21 protein-coding genes are annotated in these 24,486 nt (G+C 53.9%); 10 read left to right on the forward strand and 11 right to left on the reverse strand.

Annotation, left to right across the window (positions count from 1 at the left end; translation table 11 throughout):
- Positions 1 to 156: 156 nt before the first annotated feature.
- A complete protein-coding gene (locus tag ABKW30_RS19880) occupies positions 157 to 5,601 on the forward strand; it encodes an alpha-2-macroglobulin family protein (RefSeq protein WP_348600828.1) in 5,445 nt (1,814 codons plus the stop codon).
- Positions 5,601 to 7,685, forward strand: a complete 2,085-nt coding sequence (gene pbpC, locus ABKW30_RS19885; RefSeq protein WP_348600656.1) for a penicillin-binding protein 1C — start codon at positions 5,601 to 5,603, stop codon at positions 7,683 to 7,685. Before ABKW30_RS19880 ends, pbpC begins: the two co-directional genes overlap by 1 nt.
- A 42-nt stretch (positions 7,686 to 7,727) precedes the next feature.
- Here the strand turns inward: pbpC and ABKW30_RS19890 are convergent, their stop codons facing one another.
- The 9 genes from ABKW30_RS19890 to ABKW30_RS19930 all read right to left on the reverse strand — a co-directional run bounded on the left by ABKW30_RS19890 (position 7,728) and on the right by ABKW30_RS19930 (position 13,456).
- Positions 7,728 to 8,063 carry an RcnB family protein gene (locus ABKW30_RS19890; protein WP_348600657.1) on the reverse strand — a complete coding sequence of 112 codons (336 nt, stop codon included), beginning with the start codon at positions 8,061 to 8,063 and terminating at the stop codon, positions 7,728 to 7,730.
- A 153-nt stretch (positions 8,064 to 8,216) separates the two neighbouring features.
- Complete coding sequence (locus ABKW30_RS19895) at positions 8,217 to 9,473, reverse strand: D-amino acid dehydrogenase (protein WP_348600658.1); 1,257 nt, start codon at positions 9,471 to 9,473, stop codon at positions 8,217 to 8,219.
- A 138-nt stretch (positions 9,474 to 9,611) separates the two neighbouring features.
- Entirely contained in the window at positions 9,612 to 10,682 is a 1,071-nt protein-coding gene (locus tag ABKW30_RS19900) for a serine hydrolase (protein ID WP_348600659.1), read from the reverse strand.
- A 282-nt stretch (positions 10,683 to 10,964) separates the two neighbouring features.
- Entirely contained in the window at positions 10,965 to 11,174 is a 210-nt protein-coding gene (locus ABKW30_RS19905; RefSeq protein ID WP_008125434.1) for a cold-shock protein, read from the reverse strand.
- A 326-nt stretch (positions 11,175 to 11,500) separates the two neighbouring features.
- On the reverse strand, positions 11,501 to 11,767 hold the full coding sequence (locus ABKW30_RS19910; protein ID WP_348600660.1) for a hypothetical protein: 267 nt from the start codon (positions 11,765 to 11,767) through the stop codon (positions 11,501 to 11,503).
- 50 nt (positions 11,768 to 11,817) lie between these two features.
- Positions 11,818 to 12,015 carry a hypothetical protein gene (locus tag ABKW30_RS19915; RefSeq protein ID WP_348600661.1) on the reverse strand — a complete coding sequence of 66 codons (198 nt, stop codon included), beginning with the start codon at positions 12,013 to 12,015 and terminating at the stop codon, positions 11,818 to 11,820.
- A gap of 135 nt (positions 12,016 to 12,150) precedes the next feature.
- Positions 12,151 to 12,291, reverse strand: a complete 141-nt coding sequence (locus ABKW30_RS19920; RefSeq protein ID WP_348600662.1) for a hypothetical protein — start codon at positions 12,289 to 12,291, stop codon at positions 12,151 to 12,153.
- A 181-nt stretch (positions 12,292 to 12,472) separates the two neighbouring features.
- Positions 12,473 to 13,114 carry a chloramphenicol phosphotransferase gene (locus tag ABKW30_RS19925; protein ID WP_348600829.1) on the reverse strand — a complete coding sequence of 214 codons (642 nt, stop codon included), beginning with the start codon at positions 13,112 to 13,114 and terminating at the stop codon, positions 12,473 to 12,475.
- A 165-nt stretch (positions 13,115 to 13,279) separates the two neighbouring features.
- Positions 13,280 to 13,456, reverse strand: a complete 177-nt coding sequence (locus ABKW30_RS19930; RefSeq protein WP_348600663.1) for a hypothetical protein — start codon at positions 13,454 to 13,456, stop codon at positions 13,280 to 13,282.
- Positions 13,457 to 13,697: 241 nt separating this feature from the next.
- Between ABKW30_RS19930 and ABKW30_RS19935 the strand changes: the two genes are divergently transcribed.
- The 3 genes from ABKW30_RS19935 to ABKW30_RS19945 all read left to right on the forward strand — a co-directional run bounded on the left by ABKW30_RS19935 (position 13,698) and on the right by ABKW30_RS19945 (position 17,006).
- Positions 13,698 to 14,624 carry an NAD-dependent epimerase/dehydratase family protein gene (locus ABKW30_RS19935; protein WP_348600664.1) on the forward strand — a complete coding sequence of 309 codons (927 nt, stop codon included), beginning with the start codon at positions 13,698 to 13,700 and terminating at the stop codon, positions 14,622 to 14,624.
- A 158-nt stretch (positions 14,625 to 14,782) separates the two neighbouring features.
- Positions 14,783 to 16,249 carry a Ppx/GppA phosphatase family protein gene (locus tag ABKW30_RS19940; RefSeq protein ID WP_348600665.1) on the forward strand — a complete coding sequence of 489 codons (1,467 nt, stop codon included), beginning with the start codon at positions 14,783 to 14,785 and terminating at the stop codon, positions 16,247 to 16,249.
- A gap of 46 nt (positions 16,250 to 16,295) precedes the next feature.
- Positions 16,296 to 17,006 (forward strand): RlmE family RNA methyltransferase, encoded by a 711-nt coding sequence (locus tag ABKW30_RS19945; protein ID WP_348600666.1) that lies wholly within the window; start codon positions 16,296 to 16,298, stop codon positions 17,004 to 17,006.
- Between the two features lie 3 nt (positions 17,007 to 17,009).
- On the opposite strand, the gene ABKW30_RS19950 is transcribed toward ABKW30_RS19945, so the two are convergent.
- Entirely contained in the window at positions 17,010 to 18,416 is a 1,407-nt protein-coding gene (locus ABKW30_RS19950) for a DHA2 family efflux MFS transporter permease subunit (RefSeq protein ID WP_348600667.1), read from the reverse strand.
- A gap of 194 nt (positions 18,417 to 18,610) precedes the next feature.
- On the opposite strand from ABKW30_RS19950, the gene ABKW30_RS19955 reads away from it, so the two are divergent.
- The 4 genes from ABKW30_RS19955 to ABKW30_RS19970 all read left to right on the forward strand — a co-directional run bounded on the left by ABKW30_RS19955 (position 18,611) and on the right by ABKW30_RS19970 (position 22,314).
- The gene (locus ABKW30_RS19955) at positions 18,611 to 19,591 is read left to right on the forward strand and encodes an MBL fold metallo-hydrolase (RefSeq protein ID WP_348600830.1); all 981 of its coding nucleotides are present in this window, start codon (positions 18,611 to 18,613) and stop codon (positions 19,589 to 19,591) included.
- 85 nt (positions 19,592 to 19,676) lie between these two features.
- Entirely contained in the window at positions 19,677 to 20,099 is a 423-nt protein-coding gene (locus ABKW30_RS19960) for a lysozyme inhibitor LprI family protein (RefSeq protein WP_348600668.1), read from the forward strand.
- A gap of 152 nt (positions 20,100 to 20,251) precedes the next feature.
- Positions 20,252 to 21,757, forward strand: coding sequence for an IMP dehydrogenase (guaB, locus tag ABKW30_RS19965; protein WP_008125409.1), 1,506 nt, complete (start codon positions 20,252 to 20,254; stop codon positions 21,755 to 21,757).
- A gap of 20 nt (positions 21,758 to 21,777) precedes the next feature.
- Complete coding sequence (locus tag ABKW30_RS19970) at positions 21,778 to 22,314, forward strand: DinB family protein (RefSeq protein ID WP_348600669.1); 537 nt, start codon at positions 21,778 to 21,780, stop codon at positions 22,312 to 22,314.
- 89 nt (positions 22,315 to 22,403) lie between these two features.
- On the opposite strand, the gene ABKW30_RS19975 is transcribed toward ABKW30_RS19970, so the two are convergent.
- Positions 22,404 to 23,459 (reverse strand): SDR family oxidoreductase, encoded by a 1,056-nt coding sequence (locus ABKW30_RS19975; RefSeq protein WP_348600670.1) that lies wholly within the window; start codon positions 23,457 to 23,459, stop codon positions 22,404 to 22,406.
- 118 nt (positions 23,460 to 23,577) lie between these two features.
- Between ABKW30_RS19975 and ABKW30_RS19980 the strand changes: the two genes are divergently transcribed.
- Positions 23,578 to 24,486: a LysR family transcriptional regulator gene (locus ABKW30_RS19980; RefSeq protein WP_348600671.1), complete on the forward strand. Its 909-nt coding sequence runs from the start codon at positions 23,578 to 23,580 to the stop codon at positions 24,484 to 24,486.

Genomic DNA, 24,486 nt, shown 5'->3' on the forward strand with positions numbered 1-24,486 from the left:
ACACAAGAACAAGAAAGGCCCCGTTTAGGGGCCTTTTTGTTGGAAATTGCGTTGAGATTACAACCGGAAATCGCATGCTCTGTTGACAAGTCATGATGAAGTTTAAAGAGTGCCCTCCATCAGGATCAGCAGTGGCGTTGGGAGGACGATATGTCTATGCGCGCAAGGTTTGGGCTTCTTGCTCTTCTCCTCACATTCTTTACCGCCATTTTACCGGCGGGAGCCGCGGAAGTTAATCGCGATATCGTCACGACCAAGGATAGCGATTATTTCGGTTTCGATCTGCGTACCGAAGAAGATGTCACGCTGGACCAATGTGAGACTGTTTGTCTTGCTGATCAGGCCTGTAAAGCGTTCACCTACAACCCCAAGGTGAAATGGTGCTTCCTCAAGTCCGATTTCAAAGAGCTGAAGAGTTTTCCTGGCGTGTTCGCCGGAAAGGTCGTTGAAACGACTGCCGAGCCGGATATCGGTGTCGCTCCCAAGGTGCAGTTCGTATCGGACCAGTTCATCAGCGATGCACGTGAGGTTAAATCCAATCTCCGTTTGAGTGAATCGGACAAGATGCTCGGCTTTGGCAAGCTGCTTGATATGGCAAGAAATGAGGCATCCAATGGATCAATAACACCGGCGATTGCCAACTACATGGCTGCACTGGCACTCGCACCCGGAAATGGCGACGTCTGGCTGGAACTTGCAAAGGCGGGAAATGTCGGGTCCGACAGTTACAGGGGTGGCCAGTCTGCATTGGCAGCCTTTAACGCCTATCAATTGTCCCGTACCACGCAAAGCCGTGCCGAAGCGCTTTCTGTGCTGGGAACATCTCTTGAGATTGCACAAAACTATCGAGCTGCCATCAATGCCTACAAGGCGAGTCTCGAACTCGTCGAGGCCAAGACAGTACGAACAGCTTACAACGATCTGAAAGGGCGTCAGGGCTTCCGCGTCATCAACCATACGATTGATGTCGACAGCGCAACAGCCCGCGCATGCGTTCAGTTCTCAGAACCATTGGTAAAAATGGGCACTGACTACGCGCCTTTCGTTACGCTGAACGGTGCGCCTGCGAAGAGTGTGGAAGCGAAAGGCAGTGAAATCTGCGTTGAAGGCCTGACACATGGCGAGCGCTACAAGGTAGCGATGCGCGCAGGTCTTCCATCATCAGTGGGTGAATCTCTGGAAGGTCAGGTGGACCTCGATATCTATGTCAAGGACCGCTCGGCTATGGTCCGCTTTACCGGCGACAGCTTCGTCCTGCCAAGCACGGCACGTCGCGGTATTCCTATCGTTTCGGTCAATACGAGAAGCGCCAAGCTGAAACTCTACCGCATCGGGGATCGCGGCATTGCGCCTCTGCTTACAAGTTCGCAGTTCTTGACGCAGCTTGAGGGTTATAGTGCTCAACGCTTGCAGGATGAAGCTGGCGAGGCCGTATGGGAAGGCACGATTGATATTCAGCCCGACCTCAACAAGGATGTTGTAACCAGCTTCCCCGTGGATGAAGCACTGCCGCAGCGTAAGCCGGGTGTCTATGTGCTGACTGCCGTATCGGCTGAGTCAAAACAGGATGACTGGGCAGCACAGGCAACCCAATGGTTTGTTGTCTCCGACATTGGCCTGTCCACATACACGGGCACAGATGGCCTTAATGTTTTTGTGCGTTCGCTGGCCAGCGCTCAACCGCTGATAGGCGTCGAACTTCAGCTTCTTGCCAAGAACAATGAAATCCTCGGAACAGCAGTTACCGATACGGATGGTCGCGCAATATTCAGCGCAGGCTTGATGCGCGGAACTGCCGCGATGGTTCCTGCCGTAATCACCGCCAAGAATGGCGACGCGGATTACGTGTTCCTTGACATGACCCGTGCCGGATTCGATCTCTCGGATCGCGGTGTTACCGGACGTGCAGCGCCCGGTGCCATCGATATTCTGGCATGGACAGAACGTGGCATTTACCGGGCAGGTGAGACGGTCCATGTCTCAGCACTTGCGCGCGACAACGCTGCAAACGCTGTCGAGAAATTACCACTCACTTTCATATTCAGGCGCCCGGATGGTGTCGAAGACCGCAGGATGGTCAGTGATGGCGAGAATCTCGGTGGGCATAATCTCGATCTTGAGCTGCAGGCCAACGCCATGCGCGGCACCTGGACCATGCAGATATTCACCGACCCCAAGGGATCGTCGATTGCCGAAAAGCAATTCATGGTCGAAGACTTTGTGCCGGACCGGATCGAATTTGATCTGACAACCGAAGCCAAGTCGTTGGAGATTGGAAAGCCTGCACAGGTGACGATTGACGGGCGCTATCTTTATGGCGCACCGGCAGCTGGTTTGTTTGCCGAGGGCGATGTCGTTATCAAGCCAACGCGGGAACGGGATGATTTCAAAGGTTATTTCTTCGGTCTGGCAGATGAGCAGGTAAGCGAACCTACTTCTGTTCCGATTGAAGCAGCAGATGCATTGGACGAAGATGGCAAGGCGACTTTTGATGTAACCGTTGCGGATGCGCCTTCGACAACGCAATTGCTGAATGCAAATGTCGTTGTCCGTTTGAAAGAAGCGGGCGGCCGCGCTGTCGAGCGTTCATTGACACTGCCTATCAAGTCCGAAAGCTCAATGATCGGCATCAAGCCGGAGTTCTCCGGTGATCTTGGCGAGAATTCCATCGGCAAGTTCAATGTTATTACGCTTGATGCAAACGGTCAGAAGCAGGCGACGCAAGGCCTGTCATGGAAGTTGCTGAGCGTCGAGCGGAATTACCAGTGGTATCGCGATGGCAGCTCGTGGAAATACGAGCCTATCCTGTCTACCAAGCAGGTTGCCAACGGCACCGTCGACGTTACGACCGATGGTGGTGCCATCTCGGTTCCGGTCACTTGGGGCCGCTTCCGGCTGGAAGTTGAAACTGCCGCTACCGATGGTCCGACATCAAGCGTTGAATTCGACGCGGGTTATTATGTCGAAGCGACTTCTACTGAAACGCCTGATGGCTTGGAAATTGCGCTCGACAAGGAGCAATATGCTCCCGGTGACACGGCCAAACTCAAAGTTTCGTCGCGCTTTGCAGGCGAGCTTCTTGTTACGGTCGGCGCTGAAAGCCTTTTGACGACAGCAAAGGCCAGCATCGGTGTGGAAGGCGGCGAGATTGATATCCCCGTGACTGCTGATTGGGGCGCTGGAGCTTACGTCACGGCTACGCTGTTCCGGCCCGGCGATGCGCAGGAAACACATATGCCCATGCGTGCTATCGGCATCAAATGGCTGAATGTTAATCCCGGTGATCGCAAACTTGCCATCAAGCTTGAGGCGCCAGAAAAAACCGAACCACGCCAACCATTGAATATTGCTGTGCAGGTTGCAGGTGCTGGCGCAAATGAAAACGCATTTGTCACTATTGCTGCGGTCGATGTAGGCATTTTGAATCTGACGCGCTACGAAGCGCCCGATCCTGACACGTGGTACTTTGGTCAGCGTCAGCTTGGTCTCGAAATTCGTGATCTTTACGGTCGTTTGATTGACGGCTCGCAGGGTACTACAGGCAAGCTGCGTACGGGTGGCGACGGCGCGCAGATGCCGATACAAGGCAACCCGCCGACCGAAAAGCTTGTCGCCTTCTTCTCCGGCCCGGTAAAGCTGGATGCGGAGGGCAAGGCCAATGTCAGTTTCGACATTCCGCAATTCAACGGTACCGCGCGGGTCATGGCGGTTGCTTGGTCCAAGTCCGGTGTTGGCCATGCCACTTCGGATGTGATCATTCGCGATCCCGTGGTTGTTACGGCAAGCCTGCCGAAGTTCCTTACCCCCGGCGACAAGGCTTCCCTGCGGTTGGATATCGCAAATACGGATGCTCCTGCCGGTGAATATCAGGTACAGGTCACCAGCAATCCCGCCGTTGAGGTAGAGCAGCCCGGTGCATCACAGGCGATTAACCTGACCGCTGGCGGCAAGTTCGACCTTACATTGCCGCTTGTCGGTGTTCATCCCGGCGATGGCGTTGTCTCGGTGAAATTATCGAACACTACAGGACTATCACTTGAGCAGACGCTTAATCTTCCGATTCGCCCAGCAACCCTGCCAATGACTGTTCGCAAGCCGATCAAGCTTGCACCTAACGCCAGCGTCAAAATTGACAGTGAATTGCTGGCGGGCAGTATTCTTCAGGGAGCCTCTGTAAGCCTCAATGTCACAAGATCGGCGGCATTCGATATTCCAGCGCTGCTGATGACGCTGGATCGTTATCCCTATGGATGTGCCGAGCAGACCACCAGCCGTGCTTTGCCGCTGCTCTATATGAGTGAACTCGCAAAGAAATCCGGCATGGCTGAAGACGGCGAAGTGCAGAAGCGCGTGCAGGAGGCGATTTACCGCGTTCTCGCCTATCAGTCTTCATCGGGTAGCTTTGGCTTGTGGAGCCCGGGGTCCGGCGATCTTTGGCTCGATGCCTATGTCACCGACTTCCTCACCCGTGCACGCGAACAGAAATATGAAGTGCCGGAGCAGGCATTGGTACAGGCGTTGGATAATCTTCAGAACTCGTTGAGCTATGATGTTAATATCAAAGATCAGGGAAATGAGATTGCCTATGCGCTCTATGTGCTGGCACGTAATCGCAAGGCTGCAATCAGCGACCTGCGCTACTATGCCGATACGATGCTGTCTGAGTTCCCGACGCCTCTGGCGAAAGCTCATATAGCGGCTGCGCTCTCGCTCTATGGCGATGGTCAGCGGTCACAAAGCATCTTCACGAGCATTGTCGGCCAGACATCGCTGTTGAGCAATGTCAGCCTTTCGCGCTCGGATTATGGTTCATCACTGCGTGATGGAGCTGCCGTTCTTGCCTTGGCAGCCGAGAGCCGTCCCGTTCCTGCAATCATCCCGCAGCTTTCGAAAATCGTTGCGGATCAGTGGGAAAGCAAACGCTATACCAGCACACAGGAGCAGACATGGATGCTTCTTGCAGCGCGTGCCATTCAGGACGGAGATAATGATCTGAAGCTCGACATCAACGGTTCAGCCCACACCGGCGGATACACGTCACAGATTACAGGCGATGAACTCATCTCATCGCCTGTAACGATTACCAATGCCAGCTCTGCGCCGGTCTCAGCGGTTGTCACCACGGTTGCCGCTCCATCGCAGCCACTGCCCGCCGGTGGTGACGGGTTCAACATTGAGCGCACCTATTACACCCTCGATGGCACTGAGGCCAATGTCAGCGAAGCGAGGCAGAATGAGCGTTACGTTGTTGTTCTGAAAGTTACCGAGAACAATAGATGGCCCTCGCGCATTCTGGTAACCGACTTGCTGCCGGCAGGTTTTGAAATCGATAATCCCGGATTGGTCAACAGTGCCAGCCTGACCAATTTCGATTGGATAGGCGAGGTCGAGGCAGCGCATACCGAGTTCCGAAGTGACAGGTTTGTCGCCGCCTTTGACCGCGTTGCCAGCGACAATAGCGAGATTACGCTGGCCTATGTGGTTCGCGCGGTAACGCCGGGCAACTACAGCCATCCTGCGGCAAGTGTTGAGGATATGTACCGTCCACAGTTCTCGGCTCGCACAGCGTCAGGCCGTATGGAGGTCGTCGAAGCACAATAATGTTCACTTGGCGGACATTTTACATCGGCGTTTCGGCCAATCTCGTATTGGCAACCGTAATGGCTTTTGGCCTGGATGCGGCGGATCATGCGTTTCCGCCGCCTCTGGAAAAAGCACGCGAAGTCTCGACTGAAGTTCTGGACGCGGATGGTCAGTTGCTTCGCGCTTTCGCTACTGCCGAAGGCCGATGGCGGCTGGGCACAACCACGAAAGATGTCGATCCGCAATTTGTCCGCATGCTGATTGCCTATGAGGATCAGCGTTTTTGGGATCATCATGGTGTAGATCCGTTGGCCTTGGGCCGTGCTGCCTATCAGCTAATTACCCATGGACGCATTGTTTCCGGCGCTTCTACACTGTCAATGCAGGTGGCTCGCCTAATCGAGCCGCGCGAAGGCCGTTCACTGACAGCAAAGTTCCAGCAAGTCTTGCGTGCATTGCAGATTGAGCGCCGCTTGAGCAAGTCGGAGATTCTCGATCTTTATCTTAGTCGCGCTCCTTATGGCGGTAATCTTGAAGGCGTGCGTGCGGCAAGCCTTAGCTATTTTGGCAAGGAACCGCGACGGCTCACCGTTTCCGAAGCCGCGCTGCTGGTCGCCTTGCCGCAATTGCCTGAAAAACGCCGTCCAGACCGCAATGCCGCTGCCGCTACAAATGCACGCGAACGCGTTCTGAAGCGAATGGCAGTCGAAAAGATCGTGGGTGAGGGGGAAGCCGAACGGGCGAGCCTGATCCCTGTCTCCTCCCGCCGCCTGCAACTTCCGGCTCTTGCTGCACATCTCGCGGAAGCCGCCTCCCGTAAAGAACCGCAGATCAAGCGCCACCAGACCACCCTGCGCCGAAAAGTTCAGCAGGGACTTGAAACAGTCGCACGCGATGCGGCGGCGAAGCTCGGACCAAAACTTTCCATAGCTATGGTTATGGCCGATGCCCGGACGGGCGAAATTGTCGGCGAAGTAGGCTCTGCCGATTATTTCGATGCAAGCCGTTCCGGCTGGATCGACATGACCCGCATCAACCGTTCGCCGGGTTCCACATTGAAGCCCTTCATTTACGGGCTTGCCTTTGAGGACGGCCTGGTCAGTCAGGAAACAATGATCGAGGATCGTCCCACAGACTTCTTCGGGTACAGGCCGCGCAACTTTGATATGAGCTATCAGGGGGATGTCAGCGTCAGGCAGGCACTGCAATTATCGTTGAATGTCCCGGCTGTGCGGCTGCTTGATGTAGTAGGGCCGACGCGGCTTATGGTTCGTTTCCGGCGTGCCGATGTGCGGCCCGTATTGCCCGCCAACGAGGCGCCCGGATTGGCTATTGGTCTTGGCGGTGTAGGGACGACGCTGAAAGACCTTGTTCAGCTTTATGCCGCTTTGGCCAATCAGGGCAGGCCGGTGCAACTGGGCGATGGCATTCGCGAAAAGCCGTCGGTGATCGAAGGCGAGCCATTGCTCGAACCAGTCGCCGCCTGGCACATTGCCGATATTCTGTCGGGTGTTATGCCACCCCTCGGAGCGGGACAGCGCGGCATCGCCTATAAAACCGGTACGAGTTATGGCTACCGCGACGCATGGTCCGTAGGCTTTGATGGTGCGTACGTTCTGGGTGTCTGGGTAGGTCGGCCGGATAACAGCGCCGTACCCGGCATAACCGGCTTTGGCTCGGCAGCCCCCATCCTGTTTGAGGGGTTTGCAAAATCCGGCATTGCAATAACGCCATTGCCGCGAGCGCCCGCCGGGGCCGTGCGAATTGCGCAGGCAGAATTGCCCATAAGCCAGCGCCGTTTTTCTATGACGCCAAGCGGCCTTCTGGCTTCAACCACGCGTGAGCCAGCCCCGCAAATTGTTTATCCGCCGGAAGGTGCACGGGTCGATCTTGGAGCAACGTCAGGCAGAGAAATCAATCCGCTTGTGTTGAAGTTGCAGGGAGGGAGAGCGCCGTTTCGCTGGCTGGCCAATGGCAAGCCCTTGCCGGATATGTCACGACGTCGCGTTAATCAATGGACCCCTGACGGGGCTGGCTACTCGACATTGACTGTGATTGACTCAGTGGGGCGTGCTGCAACGGTTCGCGTATTCATAGATTAGAAAAAGCGGCGCTGGAGGCCGCCGCTTTTTCTTTATTGGGTTTTATCGGGCCTGAACCAGCGCCGAAATGATTCCGGATGTAATACCGATCAGTACATAGTCATTATCCGCTTTCACCCAGTGATAGCCACGTGGCGGCGTCCGCAGATGATAACGATTGTAGTCACGCACCACGTTGCGACGATAGCTGGATGGGAGCGCATGGCCGCGTGACCAGCGTGACTTCTTGACGACAACCTTCTTGTTGACGATGCGCTTTTTGACGACATGTTCGCGCTTCTGGTCGTAATGACGACCCTGATCATGCCGTTGCTGAGCGAAAGCAGCGGGGGTGGCAAGGAGTGATATGGCAATTGCTGCCAGAGCGATCTTTTTCATCTTCGTTTCCTCGTGAGCTGCATGGCTTGGGGGTAGACCATGATTGATCAGACACGCATTGGTTGTATGCCCCGGGAGATGAACGAAAACTGAATGCAAACCTAAACAATTTGTAATGTTTTAAGACACTTAGATCGGATGAAGCCCTTCACATCAATCATAGCGGCTGATGTTAAGCGGCGATGCATCAACGTCCGGCGATTTGCCCGACACAAGATCGGCAAGAACACGGCCCGACCCGCATGCCATGGTCCACCCCAGTGTCCCATGCCCCGTGTTGAGATAAAGGTTGGAGTATTTTGTGCCGCCGCCAATAATCGGTGGCCCATCCGGCGTCATCGGGCGCAGACCAGTCCAGAAACTCGCCTTTGAAATATCTCCGCCCTTGGGGAATAAATCGCCTACAGAGTGCGCCAGGGTTCCGCGGCGTGCTTCGCGCAATGTCAGGTCATACCCGGAAATCTCGGCGGTCCCGCCGACGCGAATGCGGTCGCCAAGACGGGTAATGGCAACCTTGTAGCTTTCATCCATGACGGTCGAAACCGGGGCACCATCGGGATCAGTAATAGGAACGGTGATCGAATAGCCCTTTACCGGGTAGACAGGAATTTGCACTCCGATGCGCCGCAGAAGGAAAGGCGAATAGCTGCCAAATGCCATCACATAGGCGTCCGCAGTCAGTTCTTCCGTCTCCGTCGAAACGCTGGCAATCTTGTTCGTGCTCGTGTTGATCGACGTTATTGTCGTGTCGAAGCGGAATGTAACCCCAGCCTCGACACATAGCGCGGCCAGCTTTTCGGTGAACATCTGGCAGTCGCCGGTTTCATCGCCGGGTAGTTGCAGGCCGCCGACAAATTTTCCGCGCACATTTGCCAAAGCCGGTTCTGCTGCAATGCAGCCTTCCGGATCAAGCAGATTATAGGGCACACCAAATTGCTTGAGAACGTCGATATCGCCGCCCGTTCCGTCATATTGGCTCTGGGTGCGGAAAAGCTGCAATGTCCCTTGCGTACGCTCATCGTATGCAATGCCGATCTCTTCGCGCAACGCCTTGAGACTGTCGCGGCTATATTCCGCGATTGGAACCATACGCGCCTTGTTGCGGGCATAACGGGCGGACGTGCAGTTCCGCAGCATCTTTACCAGCCACAAAGCCATATAGGGATCGAATTTCGGCCTGACGACGAGCGGTCCGAAATGCATCAGCATCCATTTGATGGCTTTTACTGGAACGCCGGGACCTGCCCAAGGCGAGGAATATCCTGGCGAAATTTCGCCAGCATTGGCAAAGCTGGTTTCCCGTGCCGGGCCGGGTTGACGGTCCACCACCACAACTTCATGTCCTGCTTTTGCAAGATACCACGCCGATGTGACACCGACGACGCCACTGCCAAGGACGAGAACTTTCATGGTTGGGAACTCCTTCGAACCGCAAATCAGCCGCAAAAGAGCTGTTGTTAGAACCGAATCATACTGTGTGATTTCAGCGGCGGTCTTTCCAGTGGATTCTTGACCGTTGCGCTGAAATGTCGTGGAAACAGGAATGAATTACACTTCCACCAGATTTGCCAGTACGATCTCGCGCCAGATCCGCATGGGCGTAATCCAGTTATCCCATGTATTGTATCTTCCCGAGAAAATCACCGAGACAAGATCGGTACCGGGCATCAAGAACAGCCGCTGACCACCATTGCCAAAACCGGCGATCCATCGACGATCACCTGCCGGTGTCGGAGCTTCACCAATAAACCACAGATAGCCGTAGAACAGTCCATCCCCTGTGGGAATATGCGATTTGAACGAATCGTCCAGCCACGAACTTGATACAATTCGGCGGCCACCCCATACACCTTTGTTCAGAGCCAACGTGCCGATCCGGAACAGGTCCCGTCCGGTCAGGCGAAGACCCGATGCTGCCGATGGCACGCCATCCGAGCCGGCAGACCATTCAAATTGGGTAATGCCAAGCGGCTCAAACAGGGCCTCACGGGCAAAATCAGGCAGGCTCTTGCCGGTTCCCCGCGCAAGAAGCGCTCCGAGAAGCGCGACGCTACCTCCTGAATATATCCATCGTTCACCGGGCGGGCATATGATCGGCCGGTCGAGTACAAACCTGTAGCGATCCTTTGATAGCTCCATGGCTATCTCGCTGTTTTCGGGGTCGCTATAGGGTTTGTCTTCATCCCATTCCATGCCAAGTGTCATTGTCAGCGCGTGCTTGATTTTCAGCTTTGCCCGATCCGGATCTGCCGCGAGATCCGGATATTCTGGAAATTGTGCAAGAAGCGGGGCATCGGGTGAAGGAACAAGGCCACGATCCAAAGCTATGCCGTAAAGCAGGCTGATAACGCTCTTTGTGATCGATCTGAGATCATGCAGTGTATCCGGTTCGAAAGTGACATGGCCGAGAAATTGGCCCCAATTGTTGTCCGGACCGTCATAATAGCGCTCAATGCCCAGTTTTCCGGAGCGTCCGGCAAGCACCTCGTGCAGATGACGCAGAAGCCCTGACTCGATGCCCGCAGCAAGCTTCCGCTCTATGTCCGGAGCAAAGCCAATTTCGTCAGGGCTAACTTTTTCCAATGTTTGGTCAGTAGGCTGTGAAGAAAAACTTGCCATGGTTCACCCGTCTGCGCCGTCATTTTAGTCAGTCTAGCGAATGGCCTTCTGGAGGCAAATGGTACTTTAGTGCTTATGGAATTATCAGCGGGTTTGCTATGATCGGATGAGAGCCTTATTGACCGCTCAGACAACAGCCATAAGGTATCGATCTCCAGCGAGGGATACTCAGATCTAAAATTCGGGCAAAATAAAAGGCCGGGAAAACCCGACCTTCTCAAATTCGTCTTTGCTATCAATGCCAGTACATCCGTGGTCAAAGACCGCGAAGGCGAATTATAATCAACCAGCCTGAAGCTGATCAGCAGTCATCTTGCCGGACTTGTTGTCACGGACCAATTCGAATGTGATCTTCTGGCCGTCATTGAGGCTGCGCAAACCAGCGCGCTCAACTGCGGAGATGTGTACGAACACGTCTGCCGAACCGTCATCAGGTTGAATGAAGCCGAAGCCCTTTGTGGAATTAAACCACTTTACTGTTCCAGTGCTCATGATGAACCCTTTCAATGGAAATATTTTAATACAGGGCACGACGCGCCATGCAGTTTTTAGCTCGATTTTTGAAGAAGGATCTTTCAGAGCGCCTGTGGCGCAATAAAACTATTAACTAACTACCAAATACCGATATGAGACATATAAGGCGAAGCACCTGTTTCGTCAATCCAGCCCGTCAGAAATAAATGCCAAGACTTTGCCGAGCGTAATATATCAATTAAAGCGAGCTGATTTTAACTGAAAACTATTGCTGTATTTCTGAATAGAGAAAGTCAAAAATACAGCATCGTTTGCGCTGATCTTGGTAACGCCGACAGTATTGATTACTTGGCTTTCGTCGCGCGGGGCGTCTTGGCTTTGGATTTGGATGGAGCTTTTGGCGGTTGTGCAGCACGCTCCGCTTCGTCAGCGGCTTCCTTTGCAAGACGAAGTGCCTTCAGCCGCGCAGTCTTGCTTTCCCACTTGTTGGTCTCGTCGTTGATGATGGCGGAGGCAGCGGCTGTAGTAGCCAGACTCTTCTGCTCCGAGGGGCTAAGCACCCGCTTTGGGCGCACGCCGACTTCCGGCAGTTGTTTTGGACTATGTTTCATCGTGTCTCACATTGTTGGCTTACAATCATGACACGCGGCGGCTGCCAAGTCTATCGCACAATCTTTTGGCCAGTCGGCTTCCATCCTCTGGCAAAGCCGTAAGACATTGCAAGAGAGGCATATTCTATCTCACGCAACAGGAAGTCGCGCTCTGCAAGAAGGGCGGCGACGGTAGCTCTGGCATCACCCTGATGGTAAGCGAGTGCTTCATCAATTTCATCTTCCGGTTGTTTCAGGATAGCGTTCATCTGGAATCTCCTTTTCAAAAATACTGCCACAACCAAACATATTTGAAAAGGATTTTGTTCTCTTTTTGTTCCATACTGCAAAAGAACGAAATGTGCCGGTTGCAAACATTCGCCTGCAACCCGGCACGTGTGAGGTCAGGCTTTAGGCTTACCTTTCGGTGTAGTTGCCTCAGCCTTTTTCATCATTGAGCTGAAAGGAACGTCGGCCTTGGCAGCGACCTTTTCCTTCTTCGGCTTGCGCGTTTCTTTGTTGCTGCGTTGCTGACCCTTGGCCATGGTGTCTCCTACGGTTTGTAACAGGATACTTCACGGAATCGGTCGTTTGGAGTGAATTGGCGGCCGAAACCTCTGACGCCGCGAAAAGCCAAGCCTGGCCAAAAGACGATTTACGATTACAGCACGACCTTAAAGGTTTAATTCTGGCCTGTCACGGGCTCTGTATCCTGTTGATCGATAATCAGCTTGCCGTTTTGCTCAGTATCATTTGTTCAAACGCCCCCGGCTTTTTATCCTGCTCCGCGAGCGCCTGTTTTATCCGCTCGGCGCATTCCGCAGGGCTGGCAAGTGAAGTGTCGATCTCCAGATCGTAAATGACGGAACGATGCACTTCCTTCTGCCAACGGGCGACCGGTTCCGGAATGACCTCATTGGCAGATCCCATTGCATAAAGGCCTTCGCGGCCGGAATGTCCTGCGTTGCGCCGTTCCATGATGATTTCAATGGGGCAATGCACGCCGACAAACAGCACGGGAAGGCCGCAGAGCCGCTTCGCGCAATCCGACAAAATATGGCGCGGCCGTGCATATGCATCGTGGTGGCCGAAGTCCGCTACAACATTCAGCCCAAGACGGCTGTGTGCAGCAATGGATTCGTAGAGCGCGGCATACATCACCGGAATTATCGGCTCGATGTCCTGACGCTCACCGCCTGGACGAAGGCCTATTCCCGGTCGCAGCGCTTCCGGCGTGATAGAGGAGTAATTGTCCACGCCAAGATTCATCCAAATGCCGTGGAAGCTCTCCTGTATAACTTTGACGATGGATGATTTTCCCGAGCGCGGAGCACCGTTCAGTATGATTATCTGGCCAGCCTGCACAATAATATCTCAGCGTTTAGGGTCAAACTTTACGGATTAAGCATAAGTAGAAGCGTTATAAACACGGCAAATATTGCAAAGTTGAACCAGAAGTTCGTTGCTCTTGAATACATTTCGACCTCCTGTCTGCCCGCTGCCAGTACGGTAATAAAACAAATCCGAGAGCGTTCAGCCTATAACAACGCGGACAGGCTCGGACTGGTTCCAGCTTTGCGCGGTTGGGGTGGCTTCTTCAGGTACAAAAGCTGAACCTATAAGCCAAACAATTAGTAAAAATACTAAAGCAATAGCCGCTAAGAATAATAGTCCAGTCAATTTTACTGGCTGATGGTCATTATCGAGCATGGGATTCGTCTCAAAATTGTGACAAACGCTTAATACAACTTATGCGCGAATTATCAATCAGAACATCTGTCAATCGCCAGGATCAAAAGAAGACTCTTCCCTCGGCTAATTGGCTCCAAAGAACGGTGACTGAGTACATTTCGTTCCAAATAATTATCTTGAAGTCGAACTATTGAACCGGCGTCTATTGCTGGTTGTGGCCGAGGCTTGATAAGAGTTTTCAGAATTGAGGATGGATCATATGGCTTCGGCTACTGTGCTTGTTACCGGTGCTACCGGCTTTGTAGGGGTTTTACTCACCTCAAAGTTGCAGTCTGCAGGGTATCGCGTAATTGTTGCGGCAAGGGGTGTTGGCAATTCCGGTAATACAAGTCTGGAGAGCGTACGGTTACCTTTACCGGATGAACCTGACTCTGAATTTGAAGCGATTCTTGGTGGCATCGATCATGTCGTTCATCTCGCGGCAATAGCGCATACAAGCCTTGAGAATGCAGCAGGCCTATATAATTCGGTGAATTATGTCCTGCCGGTAAAACTGGCCAGAGCTGCGGACAAGATCATCGGCGGCAAGTTCATTTTCATGTCCTCGATCCGGGCACAGAGCGCCAGCGTTTATCATGGCGTCGCGCTGGAAACAGATGATCCGAGGCCTACCGATGATTATGGGCGAGCAAAACTCAATGCCGAGATTGAAATAGCGAAGATCATGCATCGCCGGAACTACACAATCCTTCGGCCTGTTCTGGTTTATGGTCCCGGTGTTAAGGGCAATATGGCGGCTCTGCTGAAACTCGCGGCATTGCCCATCCCGCTTCCGTTCGGATCACTGGTAGGCAAGCGGTCTCTCGCGGATCGTACTTCGCTTTGCGATGCTGTCCTTCACTGTCTTATCGAGCCAGAAACCGATGGCGGAACATTTATCGTTGCGGATAGAAACCCGGTTACAATTCCTCAGATAGTTGGTGCCATGCGCCGTTCTCAAAAGCGAAGCCCATCGCTGTTTACATGTCCCGCCTGGGTCATGGACATTCTGGCGCGTGTTACCGGGCAGCGGCGGCGCTGGGATACATTGAATGGCGACCTCGTGGCCAGTTCGGCGCTGTTGCAGTCCACAGGATGGCAGGCGGTAGAGAATACCGCCAGCGAGATTGAAAAATTGGCTGGCTAAACAGCAAAAAGTCCGTTTGACGAATTGCCTGCGCGGTCAGACGGGGAAAACGTCTATTGGATATTCGCCAATCCGTGTTACATTATCCCCAACGTTAATTAAAAAGCGCCTTGCTTTGCGTCCTTTGAGGGTTCGCGCGGCGCTCGAAGGATAAAATAGTGAAAGACCCCGAAACGGGCGCATCATCTGCGCCACATGGGGCGTCTGGCGGAAGCAATGTGTCGAATGACGCAGGCGATTCCGCTCAAAACGGGCTCAGGCAACGTGGCAATACTGTGCAGAATGCACAGGATAGCCAGTCTGGGTCTGAAGAACGGCGCTTCGACCAGAACCCCAAGAAACGTGCGCGTCGCAGGCGGCGTGGCAAGTCGAAGCAGAATTCTGCTTCGACCGATAATGCTTTGCCGGTAACTGTTTCAACGGCTGCGCCCAATGACGTCAACAGTTCTGGCAAAACTGCCAAAAAACGGCGCCCCAATCGTTATCGCCGTCGCGGACGCTCCGGCAATAAACACCCCGCACAGAATGTGGAAGTCACGGCAGCTGTAATACATACGCAGCCATTGGCAGCACCGCAACCTGTTATCCGGGATGCCGTCCGCAAGGATAACCGGCATTCCGGGGCTGCACTTTATGCGGCACTCGATCTTGGCACGAACAATTGCCGCCTTCTGGTGGCGTCACCAACGCGCCCCGGACAGTTCCGTGTTGTCGATGCTTTTTCGCGCATCGTCCGTCTTGGTGAGGGGCTTGGTGCAACCGGTCGTCTGAATGACAACGCGATGAATCGCGCAATTGAGGCATTGAAGATCTGCCGCGACAAGCTTGATAGCCATGATGTACGCCGTGCGCGTCTTATCGCCACCGAGGCGTGCCGTCAGGCATCCAATGGCGAAGAGTTTCTTGCGCGGGTCAAGGACGAAACCGGGCTCGATCTGGAGATCATCAATCGCCAGACCGAGGCGCGGCTTGCTGTTTCCGGCTGCGGCACGCTGGTTGAGCGCGAAACCGATGCAGTTGTTCTTTTCGATATTGGTGGAGGCTCGTCGGAAATTGCTTTGATCGATGTTTCCGAGCGGCGCTCTCCACGTCTGGCAGAACATATTATCGCCTGGACTTCGCTGCCGGTCGGTGTGGTGACACTCGCCGAGCGCTTTGGTGGCCGCGATGTGACGACGGACAACTTCGCGGTCATGGTCGATCACGTTGCTGAACTCATCAGCGAATTTACGGAACGCCACAAGCTGGGCGATCTGGTCAAAAGTCAGAATTTCCATCTGCTCGGAACATCTGGCACGGTAACGACGCTTGCCGGTATTCATCTCGGTCTGGAGCGCTATGATCGTCGGCGGATCGATGGCATCTGGATGCAGAATGACGATGTGACGGAAATGACCAGCAAGCTCCTTTCGTGGAGTTTTGATGAGCGGGTTGCAAATCCGTGTATCGGCGCTGACCGTGCTGATCTGGTTCTTGCCGGCTGCGCTATTCTCGATGCTATCCGCAATGTCTGGCCAAGTCAGAAATTACGCGTTGCTGATCGCGGCCTTCGTGAAGGAATTTTGACCGAACTCATGTCGCGTGATGGCGCGTGGCGCAATCGCTGGCTTCGTCCAAGCGTATGATGCAGATTATGCGCAACTCGATGTAGCGCGGAAAACAGGGGCCCAGATGGCTAAGACCACAACAGGCGGACGCGGCGGCACAGGCACGCGCGGGCTGCACACCAAGATCAAGAAGAAGGCCGGGACGATCAAGGAATCCTCGCGCCGCTGGCTTGAGCGTCATATCAACGACCCATACGTTCAACGCTCGAAAGCGGATGGCTATCGTTCGCGTGCCGCCTATAAGCTCATCGAGATCGATGACCGCTACAAGATTTTGAAAAAGGGCCAGCGTATTATCGATCTTGGAGCGGCCCCCGGTGGCTGGAGCCAGATTGCTGCGTCGATTGTAGAATCGCCTGCGCATCAACCGACAGTTGTTGGCATTGATTATCTGCATGTCGATCCGCTGACCGGCGTGACATTGCTGGAGATGGATTTTCTTGACGACGACGCCCCGGAAAAATTGCTCGAAGCATTGGGAGGTGAGCCTGATATCGTCCTTTCCGATATGGCAGCCCCAACGACAGGCCATCGTCGCACGGATCATATCCGTACGACGCATCTATGTGAGGTTGCCGCGGATTTTGCGGTGTCCGTGCTTCGCCCGGGCGGGCATTTCCTGACTAAAACCTTTCAGGGCGGCACCGAAAACGAAGTGCTGACACTCCTGAAGAAGCACTTCAAATCAGTGCATCATGTCAAGCCACCCGCATCGCGTGCAGAGTCGGTCGAGCTTTATCTGCTGGCAAGAGATTTCAAGGGTCGGGACGTCTGATCCTTATTCTGCGGGCGATGTTGCCTTGATCAGTGGCCTGTGTCCCGATACTTCGGCTCCGGCGTCCGCCCGCAAGCCACGGAATGAAAAACAGGCCAGGCCCGAAACTGCTGCTACAATGAAGAACGCAATATGGAAGTCGGATAATTGCAGCGGTCCTCCGTGCAAATTTGTCGAAACTTCCAGGATGCCACCTGCAACCGCGACCCCGAGTGCTATGGAAATCTGCTGTGCAACAGAGCTGATTGGTGTGGCCTGACTGGTTTGTTCATTGGGAATGTCCGCATAAGCCAGCGCATTTGTCCCGGTGAAGAACAGTGAGCGGAAAAATCCGCCTGCGAGCAGCAGCACGATCATCAGCCAATAGGGCGTAGCGGGTGTGAACAGCCCGTTGACCGCGATGAAGCCCGCCGCAACGACAGAGCCATACATCAGCGAGTTGCGAAAGCCGGTTTTGGCGTAGAACCACTTCGTCACAAGCTTCATGCTCATCGCACCGAGTGCTGAAACAAAAGTAATCATACCCGACTGAAAGGGTGTCATTCCAAACCCGATCTGGAACATCAGCGGGAGCAGGAATGGAACAGCGCCGACACCGATACGGAACAAGCTTCCGCCGACGATAGATGCCCTGAATACCTGATTTTTGAAGAGGTCGAGCGCAAGCAGAGGCTCAGGTTTGTTGCGCGCATGCAGAAGATAAAGAATGGTGGAGAGGATGCCGACAGCAAGTGTTGTGAAGCCAATCCATGACGGCAGTGCAGGCAGGCTAACCACAGACAACCCGAACACGACGCCGGAAGCAGCAATGCCGCTCAGGAAAAAGCCCAACACGTCAAGGGGCCTTCGCACCAGTGTTTCCACCGAAGGCAAATAGCGGGTGGCAAACCAGACGCCAATTATCCCGATGGGCACGTTGATCAGGAATATCCAGTGCCAGCTGAAATAGGTTGTCAGAAAGCCGCCAACAGGCGGACCCAACAACGGGCCGATCAGTGCAGGCATGGTCAGCCAGGCCATGGCTCCGACAAGCTCGTTGCGCGGTGTGGAGCGCACAAGCACAAGGCGCCCAACAGGCGTCATCATCGCCCCGCCGACGCCCTGTAGAAAACGCGATACAACGAATGCCAGTAGTGAGTTGGAAACCGCACAGGCAATAGAGCCGAGCACGAACACGACGATAGCCGCCCGGAACACGTTTTTCGCACCGAACCTGTCGGCCATCCATCCGCTTACCGGAATGAAAACCGCAAGCGAAACAAGATATGCGGTCAGTGCCAGCTTCAGCGCGATAGGGCTCGTTCCGATATCGGCTGCAATGGCTGGCAGCGATGTTGAGATGACGGTCGAGTCCATCTGCTCCATGAAAAGGGCGACGGCGAGGACAAGTGGAACAATACGGTTGTTCAAAATCTATTCCAGTTCTCAAAGCTTTGAGAAGGGTGCATCCGATGCCGGATAACAATTCATGCGCGTTGCGATAGCACTCGTATTGCTTGTGCTCAAGCACCGATCAAACAGAAGTGATCTGATAGCGCCTTTGTTTTCAGCCTTTCGGCGTTACAACCAAAGATAGCCCCCGACCTTGAGGAGATTGATCCATGTTGACATTTGAGATTTCGCGCCGCGATCTGTTTCTGGCTTCCACCGCCATGGCTGGTGGACTGGCAACAGCCAATATGATGACAGGCACCGCTGAAGCTGCTGTACCACAATCTGACATCAAGTCCCCGGGTTTCAAGCGTTTCAAGCTGGGTGACTTTGAAATAACCACGCTGCTGGACGGTCTGCGTCCGGGCGATGGTCCTCATCCGACGTTTGGCGCAAATCAAACGCAGGAGACTGTTGCTGAACTTATGCGTAACAATTTCCTGCCTGAAACCAAGTTCGTTAATGGTTTTACACCTGTTCTTATCAATACAGGTTCGGAAGTTGTGCTGGTTGATACCGGCTTTGGTGCCGCTGGACGTGAGAACGGCTTGGGTCAACTGGAAAACAATCTGAAGGCAGCGGGATATACGCCGGATCAGATCACGGTCGTTCTCATCACCCATATGCATGGCGACCATATTGGCGGTCTTATGAACGGCGAGACACCGGCTTTTGCCAATGCACGTTATGTTGGCGGGCAAATCGAATATGATTTCTGGACAGATGCGGCCCGCACTGGAACACCAGCCGAGGGTAATGCGAAAGCAGTCAATGCCAAGGTCAAGCCGCTTGCGGACAAGTTCACCTTCATCAAGGCAGGCGATGAGGTGGTGCCGGGCATAACCAGCGAAGCTGCTTATGGTCACACCCCCGGCCACATGATTTTTCATGTCGAGTCTGCCGGTAAACGCCTTGTCCTGACGGCTGATACTGCCAATCACTATGTGGCATCGCTGCAACGTCCCGAATGGGAAGTCAGTTTTGACGGTGACAAGGCAATGGCTGCCGAGACCCGCAAGCGTGTGTTCGACAAGATCGCCGCCGACAAGGTGCCTTTCATTGGCTATCACATGCCATTCCCGAGCGTTGGCTATGCGGAGAAGCTCGAAACAGGCTATCGTTTCGTTCCGGTCACCTATCAGTTTGATGTCTGAAGTCGGCCATAGTGCTTGATCTTGAAAAACCCATTATTCCCGGCACTATGTGACATCTGATGCTCACATGCCGGGAATAAATGTCATGAAACTGTCTGTTGCTTTTCTATCGCTTTCACTCGTTGCCGCAGCCGCCACGCCAGTAATGGCGGTATCTGCCGATGAGGAAAAAGATGTGGTCACGGCTGAACTCGACAAATGTCTGGAAACTCCGGAAGGTCAAACTACATCCGGCATGGTCGAGTGCACCCATAACGCCTATCTGGCCTACGACAAGCAATTGAACGACGTCTACAAAAAGGCGCTGGCGAGCGTAGATAAGGAATCCGCCGACAAAATCCGCGAATCCCAACGTAAATGGATTGCGTGGCGGGATGCCCAGAGAGCGGCCGACAGTGGGGCTTGGCGTGCTGATCGCGGTACGCTGGCAAGTCTGGATATCGAATCGTTCAACGTCGATGCGATCAAGGCACGAGTACAACAATTGCAATATTATGTGTCTGAATAGGGCTTGAAACGCCACTAGTTGCGTTTACGGCTTTTCAAACTGACATAAGCATGTTACCAGCCCGTGCCAATTCACCTGAATAGACCTTGATCGACGCTCCACCCCAAGTGGCGCGTCCTTTAGTCGTATTAGCCGTATGTTAGGAATTGGTAATGGCAAAAATCGTTGAATCCGCAACAGGCGCACTGGCACTGACATTTGACGATGTTCTGCTGCAGCCGGGCCACTCTGAAGTTATGCCCGGCCAGACAGATATCCGCACACGCATTGCCGCCGATATTGAACTTAACCTGCCTCTGCTCTCCGCAGCTATGGATACAGTCACCGAATCGCGGCTTGCCATTGCTATGGCGCAGGCTGGCGGCATGGGCGTGATCCACCGTAACCTGACACCGGAATTGCAGGCCGAAGAAGTCCGTCAGGTCAAGAAGTTCGAATCCGGCATGGTGGTCAATCCCGTTACCATCGGCCCTGATGCAACGCTTGCCGACGCGCAGGCCCTTATGCGTGCCCACGGCATTTCCGGTATTCCGGTCGTTGAAAATGCAGGCGAAGGCAGCCGCAAGCCCGGTCGTCTGGTCGGTATCCTGACCAACCGCGATGTGCGTTTTGCTTCCGATCCTGCACAGAAAATCTATGAACTTATGACCCGCGAAAACCTGATTACGGTACGCGAAAACAATGTTCAGCATGAAGAAGCCAAAAGGCTCCTGCATCAGCACCGCATCGAGAAGCTGCTGGTCGTTGACAATAAAGGCCATTGCGTTGGCCTGATTACCGTCAAGGATATGGAAAAGTCGCAGCTCAACCCGAACGCAGCAAAAGATGCGCAGGGTCGTCTGCGTGTTGCCGCCGCGTCCAGTGTTGGCGAAGATGGTTTCGAGCGTGCAGAACGTCTGATCGCTGCGGGTGTCGACATTCTCGTTATCGATACGGCCCATGGCCATTCGCAGCGTGTGCTCGATGCCGTCACCCGCGCCAAGAAGATGTCGAATGCCGTACGTATCATCGCAGGCAACGTTGCTACCGCTGCCGGAACGCAGGCATTGATCGATGCTGGTGCCGATGCGGTCAAGGTCGGTATTGGACCGGGTTCAATCTGCACCACGCGTATCGTCGCCGGTGTTGGCGTACCGCAGCTTTCCGCTATCATGTCTGCCGTTGAAGCCGCCCATAAGTCCAACATCCCGGTTATCGCGGATGGCGGTATCAAATATTCGGGCGATTTCGCTAAGGCGCTTGCCGCTGGCGCTTCCGCCGCCATGGCCGGTTCTGCGCTTGCCGGTACGGAAGAAAGCCCCGGCGAAGTTTATCTGTATCAGGGCCGCTCGTTCAAAGCCTATCGCGGCATGGGTTCCGTTGGTGCCATGGCACGCGGCTCGGCGGATCGCTATTTTCAGGCGGAAGTTCGCGACGAACTGAAGCTGGTTCCGGAAGGCATCGAAGGGCAGGTTGCTTACAAGGGTCCGGTTTCCGGCGTCCTTCATCAGCTGGCCGGCGGTCTTCGTGCTTCCATGGGCTATGTAGGTGCAAAAAACCTGGAAGAATTCCGCGAAAAGGCTACATTCGTGCGCATCACCAATGCCGGTCTGCGCGAGAGCCACACCCATGATGTCACCATCACTCGTGAAAGCCCGAACTATCCGGGCGGCAACTAAAAACACAGCAGGAGAGGGCGATGTCTGACACCGCCCTCCGCGACCACTTCTCGGCCATGGCGCGTAACAGCGCCTGGTCAAACCACAGATTGTTGAGCGCCTGCGAGCAACTCACGCCTGCCGAGTTTGCCCGGGAACGCACCAGCTTCTTTCCCTCGATACAATTGACTCTTAATCACAACCTGATCGTCGACCATATTTATATGGCCGATATGATTGGCGTTGGCCGGGCGAATATCGGTTTGGAAGGTGATATCCCGTTCCCGCTTGCCTCCGGCCTGAAGAAGGCTCAGCAGGAGTTCGATGAAACGCTCATCGCTTATTGCGATGGCTTGAGCGCTGACGATCTTGACAGGATCGTTCCCATCAATTGGGGAACCGGAGATACCTCCCGTGAACGGGTTGGTCTTTTGCTGTCACACCTTTTCGTGCATCAGATTCATCATCGCGGGCAAGCCCATGCCATGCTGGCGGGAACGAATGTTGCGCCGCCGCAGCTCGACGAGTTTTTCCTGAACTATGATAAATCCAGACGGCAGGGCGAACCCTATACCTGACTGCGACGCAAGGCTTTCAAGGAACATTGAACTGTAGGTTCCAACCGTCCATGCACAGAGAGCGAAGAAGCAGATCCCATTGTGGCAGTTTACGGAATGATCTTGCGCGTCTTCAGATCATCGAAGACACGCAGGAACATTTCTTCCGTATCGACATATTCATGAAAGCCGGCGCGGCGTAGTTTCGTGCCGTCCGCGAAAAAATCATAGTCCCAGCCGAAGACGAAATCGCCAAAACCCCAGGCCGAAACGTCTGAATATGGTGTCGGCGAGAGATTATGCTTCTTGATCATCCTATCCCAAAGCATTTCCTTGTCGGCCATGATGACGTTGAGCGACATGGGAAGAGGTGGCGCAACATCCAGCCGGAAATATTCCGCGATTTTGGGCCATAGCTCATTCCAGCGGAAAAGATCGCCATTGTTGATGTTGAAAGCCTGATTACTACATTGCGCGTTGGTTGCGACGAAGACAGTTGCGCGTGCCAGAAGTCCGGCGTCCGTCATTTCCAGCAGGCTGTTATAAGCACCGGGCTTCCCTGGAAAACGCAATGGAATTCCAAGTTCTTTCGACATGGATGCATAGACTGCAATCACCGAAGCAAGGTTCATTGGATTGCCCAAGGCAAAACCGATGACGACTGAAGGCCGCAATGCAGACCAGTTCCATGCTTTTCCCTTTTGAAGTGCTTCAAGGAAATCCTGCTGGTCAATATTGAATTCCGGCGGCATGTGATTAGCGTCGGTCTCGCGAGCCGGCGTCTTGAACGGACCAAGATGTGCGCCGTAAACCTTATAGCCCTGCATGAGGCTGATATGTTCGAGATTCGAGGCAATGGGCTCGATTGCGTTCACGACATTGACGAGCATTGCAAGGTTTGGCGGTACAAGCTCTGCCCAGGTTGGGCGATCCTGATAGGCGGCGTAGAATATATGCGTCACATCCGTAAGTTGCGTGAGTTTAGCTTTGGCATCCGAGGCATTGAGAAGATCTACTGCAATGTGTTTGACCTTGCCTCTTGCATGCCCGCCGCTGCGCGATAATCCTACAATGTCCCAATCTCCAAGCTCCACCAGATGCGCGATGAGATTGCCGCCGATAATTCCATTGGCGCCGACAACGACTGCTTTTTTGTTCTTGGTCATGTGAATGCTCCGTTTGCTGTAACGGATATCAGCCATTCAAAATACTTTGTGTAGAACACAATAATTGATATGATTTATAAGAAATTCTTTTAGGTGAGTTATGGACCGGCTTTCTGCGATGAAAACTTTCGTGCGTGTCGCAGAGCTTGGCACTCTGTCTGCTGCGGCGCGCGAGCTTGCTCTGACCCAGCCTGCTGTCAGTCAGCAGATTGCCGCGCTTGAGCGCCATCTTGGTATTCGGTTGTTTCATCGCTCGACACGTCAGCTCGTGTTGAGTGAAGGGGCTGAGACCTACTACCGGCATGTGCAGGAAATATTGCAGGCGGTGGATGAGGCTGAAGAAAGTGCGGGAATTTATTCAACAGCGCTGCAAGGCAGCTTGCGCATTCACGCTCCCGTTGGCTTTGGCCAGATGCATCTCGCGCCGCTTGTCATGGATTTTCAGCGTCGGCATCCCGTATTGAGGATAGAACTGGTTTTAGACGACCGCATTGCCGATTTGATCACTGATAATGTTGATGTTGCTATCCGGTTCGGTGCAATGAAATCCTCCGATCTCGTTGCGCGTAAACTTGGCTCGTTCCAACGCATTCTGGTTGCCTCCCCGGAATACATCGCCGTCCATGGCAGCCCCACAGTTCCAGACGAGCTGAGCAGGCATGGATATGTCCGTTTCATATGGTCGCCACAGGGCGAAATAGCTTCCCTGATCGGACCGGATGGCCCGATTGATGTGGCGATTAACTCGGTATTCCTTGCCAATAATGCTTTCGTGCTCAACGAGGCCCTTTGTGCAGGTCTTGGTGTCGGTGCTGTGCAACTGCCGCTTGTCCAAGGCTTGATCGACAGCGGGAAGCTGATCCGCATCCTGCCGGACTATGCCTATGCACCGATGGATATTCACGCTGTCTATGCAAGCAGGAGATTTCTCCCCCGCAAGACAAAGATATTCATCGAGCACCTGATTAAGGAAATGAAATCCATATCGGGATTACAAATGATCCGCATGCCCGAAAGTGGCGTATAG

The sequence above is a fragment of the Phyllobacterium sp. SB3 genome, assembly GCF_040009165.1.
GTDB lineage: Bacteria > Pseudomonadota > Alphaproteobacteria > Rhizobiales > Rhizobiaceae > Phyllobacterium.

Excerpts from the sequence above, each read along its gene's own strand:
- ABKW30_RS19880 (WP_348600828.1), top strand. The coding sequence starts at position 157 with ATGCGCGCAAGGTTTGGGCTTCTTGCTCTTCTCCTCACATTCTTTACC.
- pbpC (WP_348600656.1), top strand. The coding sequence starts at position 5,601 with ATGTTCACTTGGCGGACATTTTACATCGGCGTTTCGGCCAATCTCGTA.
- ABKW30_RS19890 (WP_348600657.1), bottom strand. The coding sequence starts at position 8,063 with ATGAAAAAGATCGCTCTGGCAGCAATTGCCATATCACTCCTTGCCACC.
- ABKW30_RS19895 (WP_348600658.1), bottom strand. The coding sequence starts at position 9,473 with ATGAAAGTTCTCGTCCTTGGCAGTGGCGTCGTCGGTGTCACATCGGCG.
- ABKW30_RS19900 (WP_348600659.1), bottom strand. The coding sequence starts at position 10,682 with ATGGCAAGTTTTTCTTCACAGCCTACTGACCAAACATTGGAAAAAGTT.
- ABKW30_RS19905 (WP_008125434.1), bottom strand. The coding sequence starts at position 11,174 with ATGAGCACTGGAACAGTAAAGTGGTTTAATTCCACAAAGGGCTTCGGC.
- ABKW30_RS19910 (WP_348600660.1), bottom strand. The coding sequence starts at position 11,767 with ATGAAACATAGTCCAAAACAACTGCCGGAAGTCGGCGTGCGCCCAAAG.
- ABKW30_RS19915 (WP_348600661.1), bottom strand. The coding sequence starts at position 12,015 with ATGAACGCTATCCTGAAACAACCGGAAGATGAAATTGATGAAGCACTC.
- ABKW30_RS19920 (WP_348600662.1), bottom strand. The coding sequence starts at position 12,291 with ATGGCCAAGGGTCAGCAACGCAGCAACAAAGAAACGCGCAAGCCGAAG.
- ABKW30_RS19930 (WP_348600663.1), bottom strand. The coding sequence starts at position 13,456 with ATGCTCGATAATGACCATCAGCCAGTAAAATTGACTGGACTATTATTC.
- ABKW30_RS19935 (WP_348600664.1), top strand. The coding sequence starts at position 13,698 with ATGGCTTCGGCTACTGTGCTTGTTACCGGTGCTACCGGCTTTGTAGGG.
- ABKW30_RS19945 (WP_348600666.1), top strand. The coding sequence starts at position 16,296 with ATGGCTAAGACCACAACAGGCGGACGCGGCGGCACAGGCACGCGCGGG.
- ABKW30_RS19960 (WP_348600668.1), top strand. The coding sequence starts at position 19,677 with ATGAAACTGTCTGTTGCTTTTCTATCGCTTTCACTCGTTGCCGCAGCC.
- guaB (WP_008125409.1), top strand. The coding sequence starts at position 20,252 with ATGGCAAAAATCGTTGAATCCGCAACAGGCGCACTGGCACTGACATTT.
- ABKW30_RS19970 (WP_348600669.1), top strand. The coding sequence starts at position 21,778 with ATGTCTGACACCGCCCTCCGCGACCACTTCTCGGCCATGGCGCGTAAC.
- ABKW30_RS19975 (WP_348600670.1), bottom strand. The coding sequence starts at position 23,459 with ATGACCAAGAACAAAAAAGCAGTCGTTGTCGGCGCCAATGGAATTATC.
- ABKW30_RS19980 (WP_348600671.1), top strand. The coding sequence starts at position 23,578 with ATGAAAACTTTCGTGCGTGTCGCAGAGCTTGGCACTCTGTCTGCTGCG.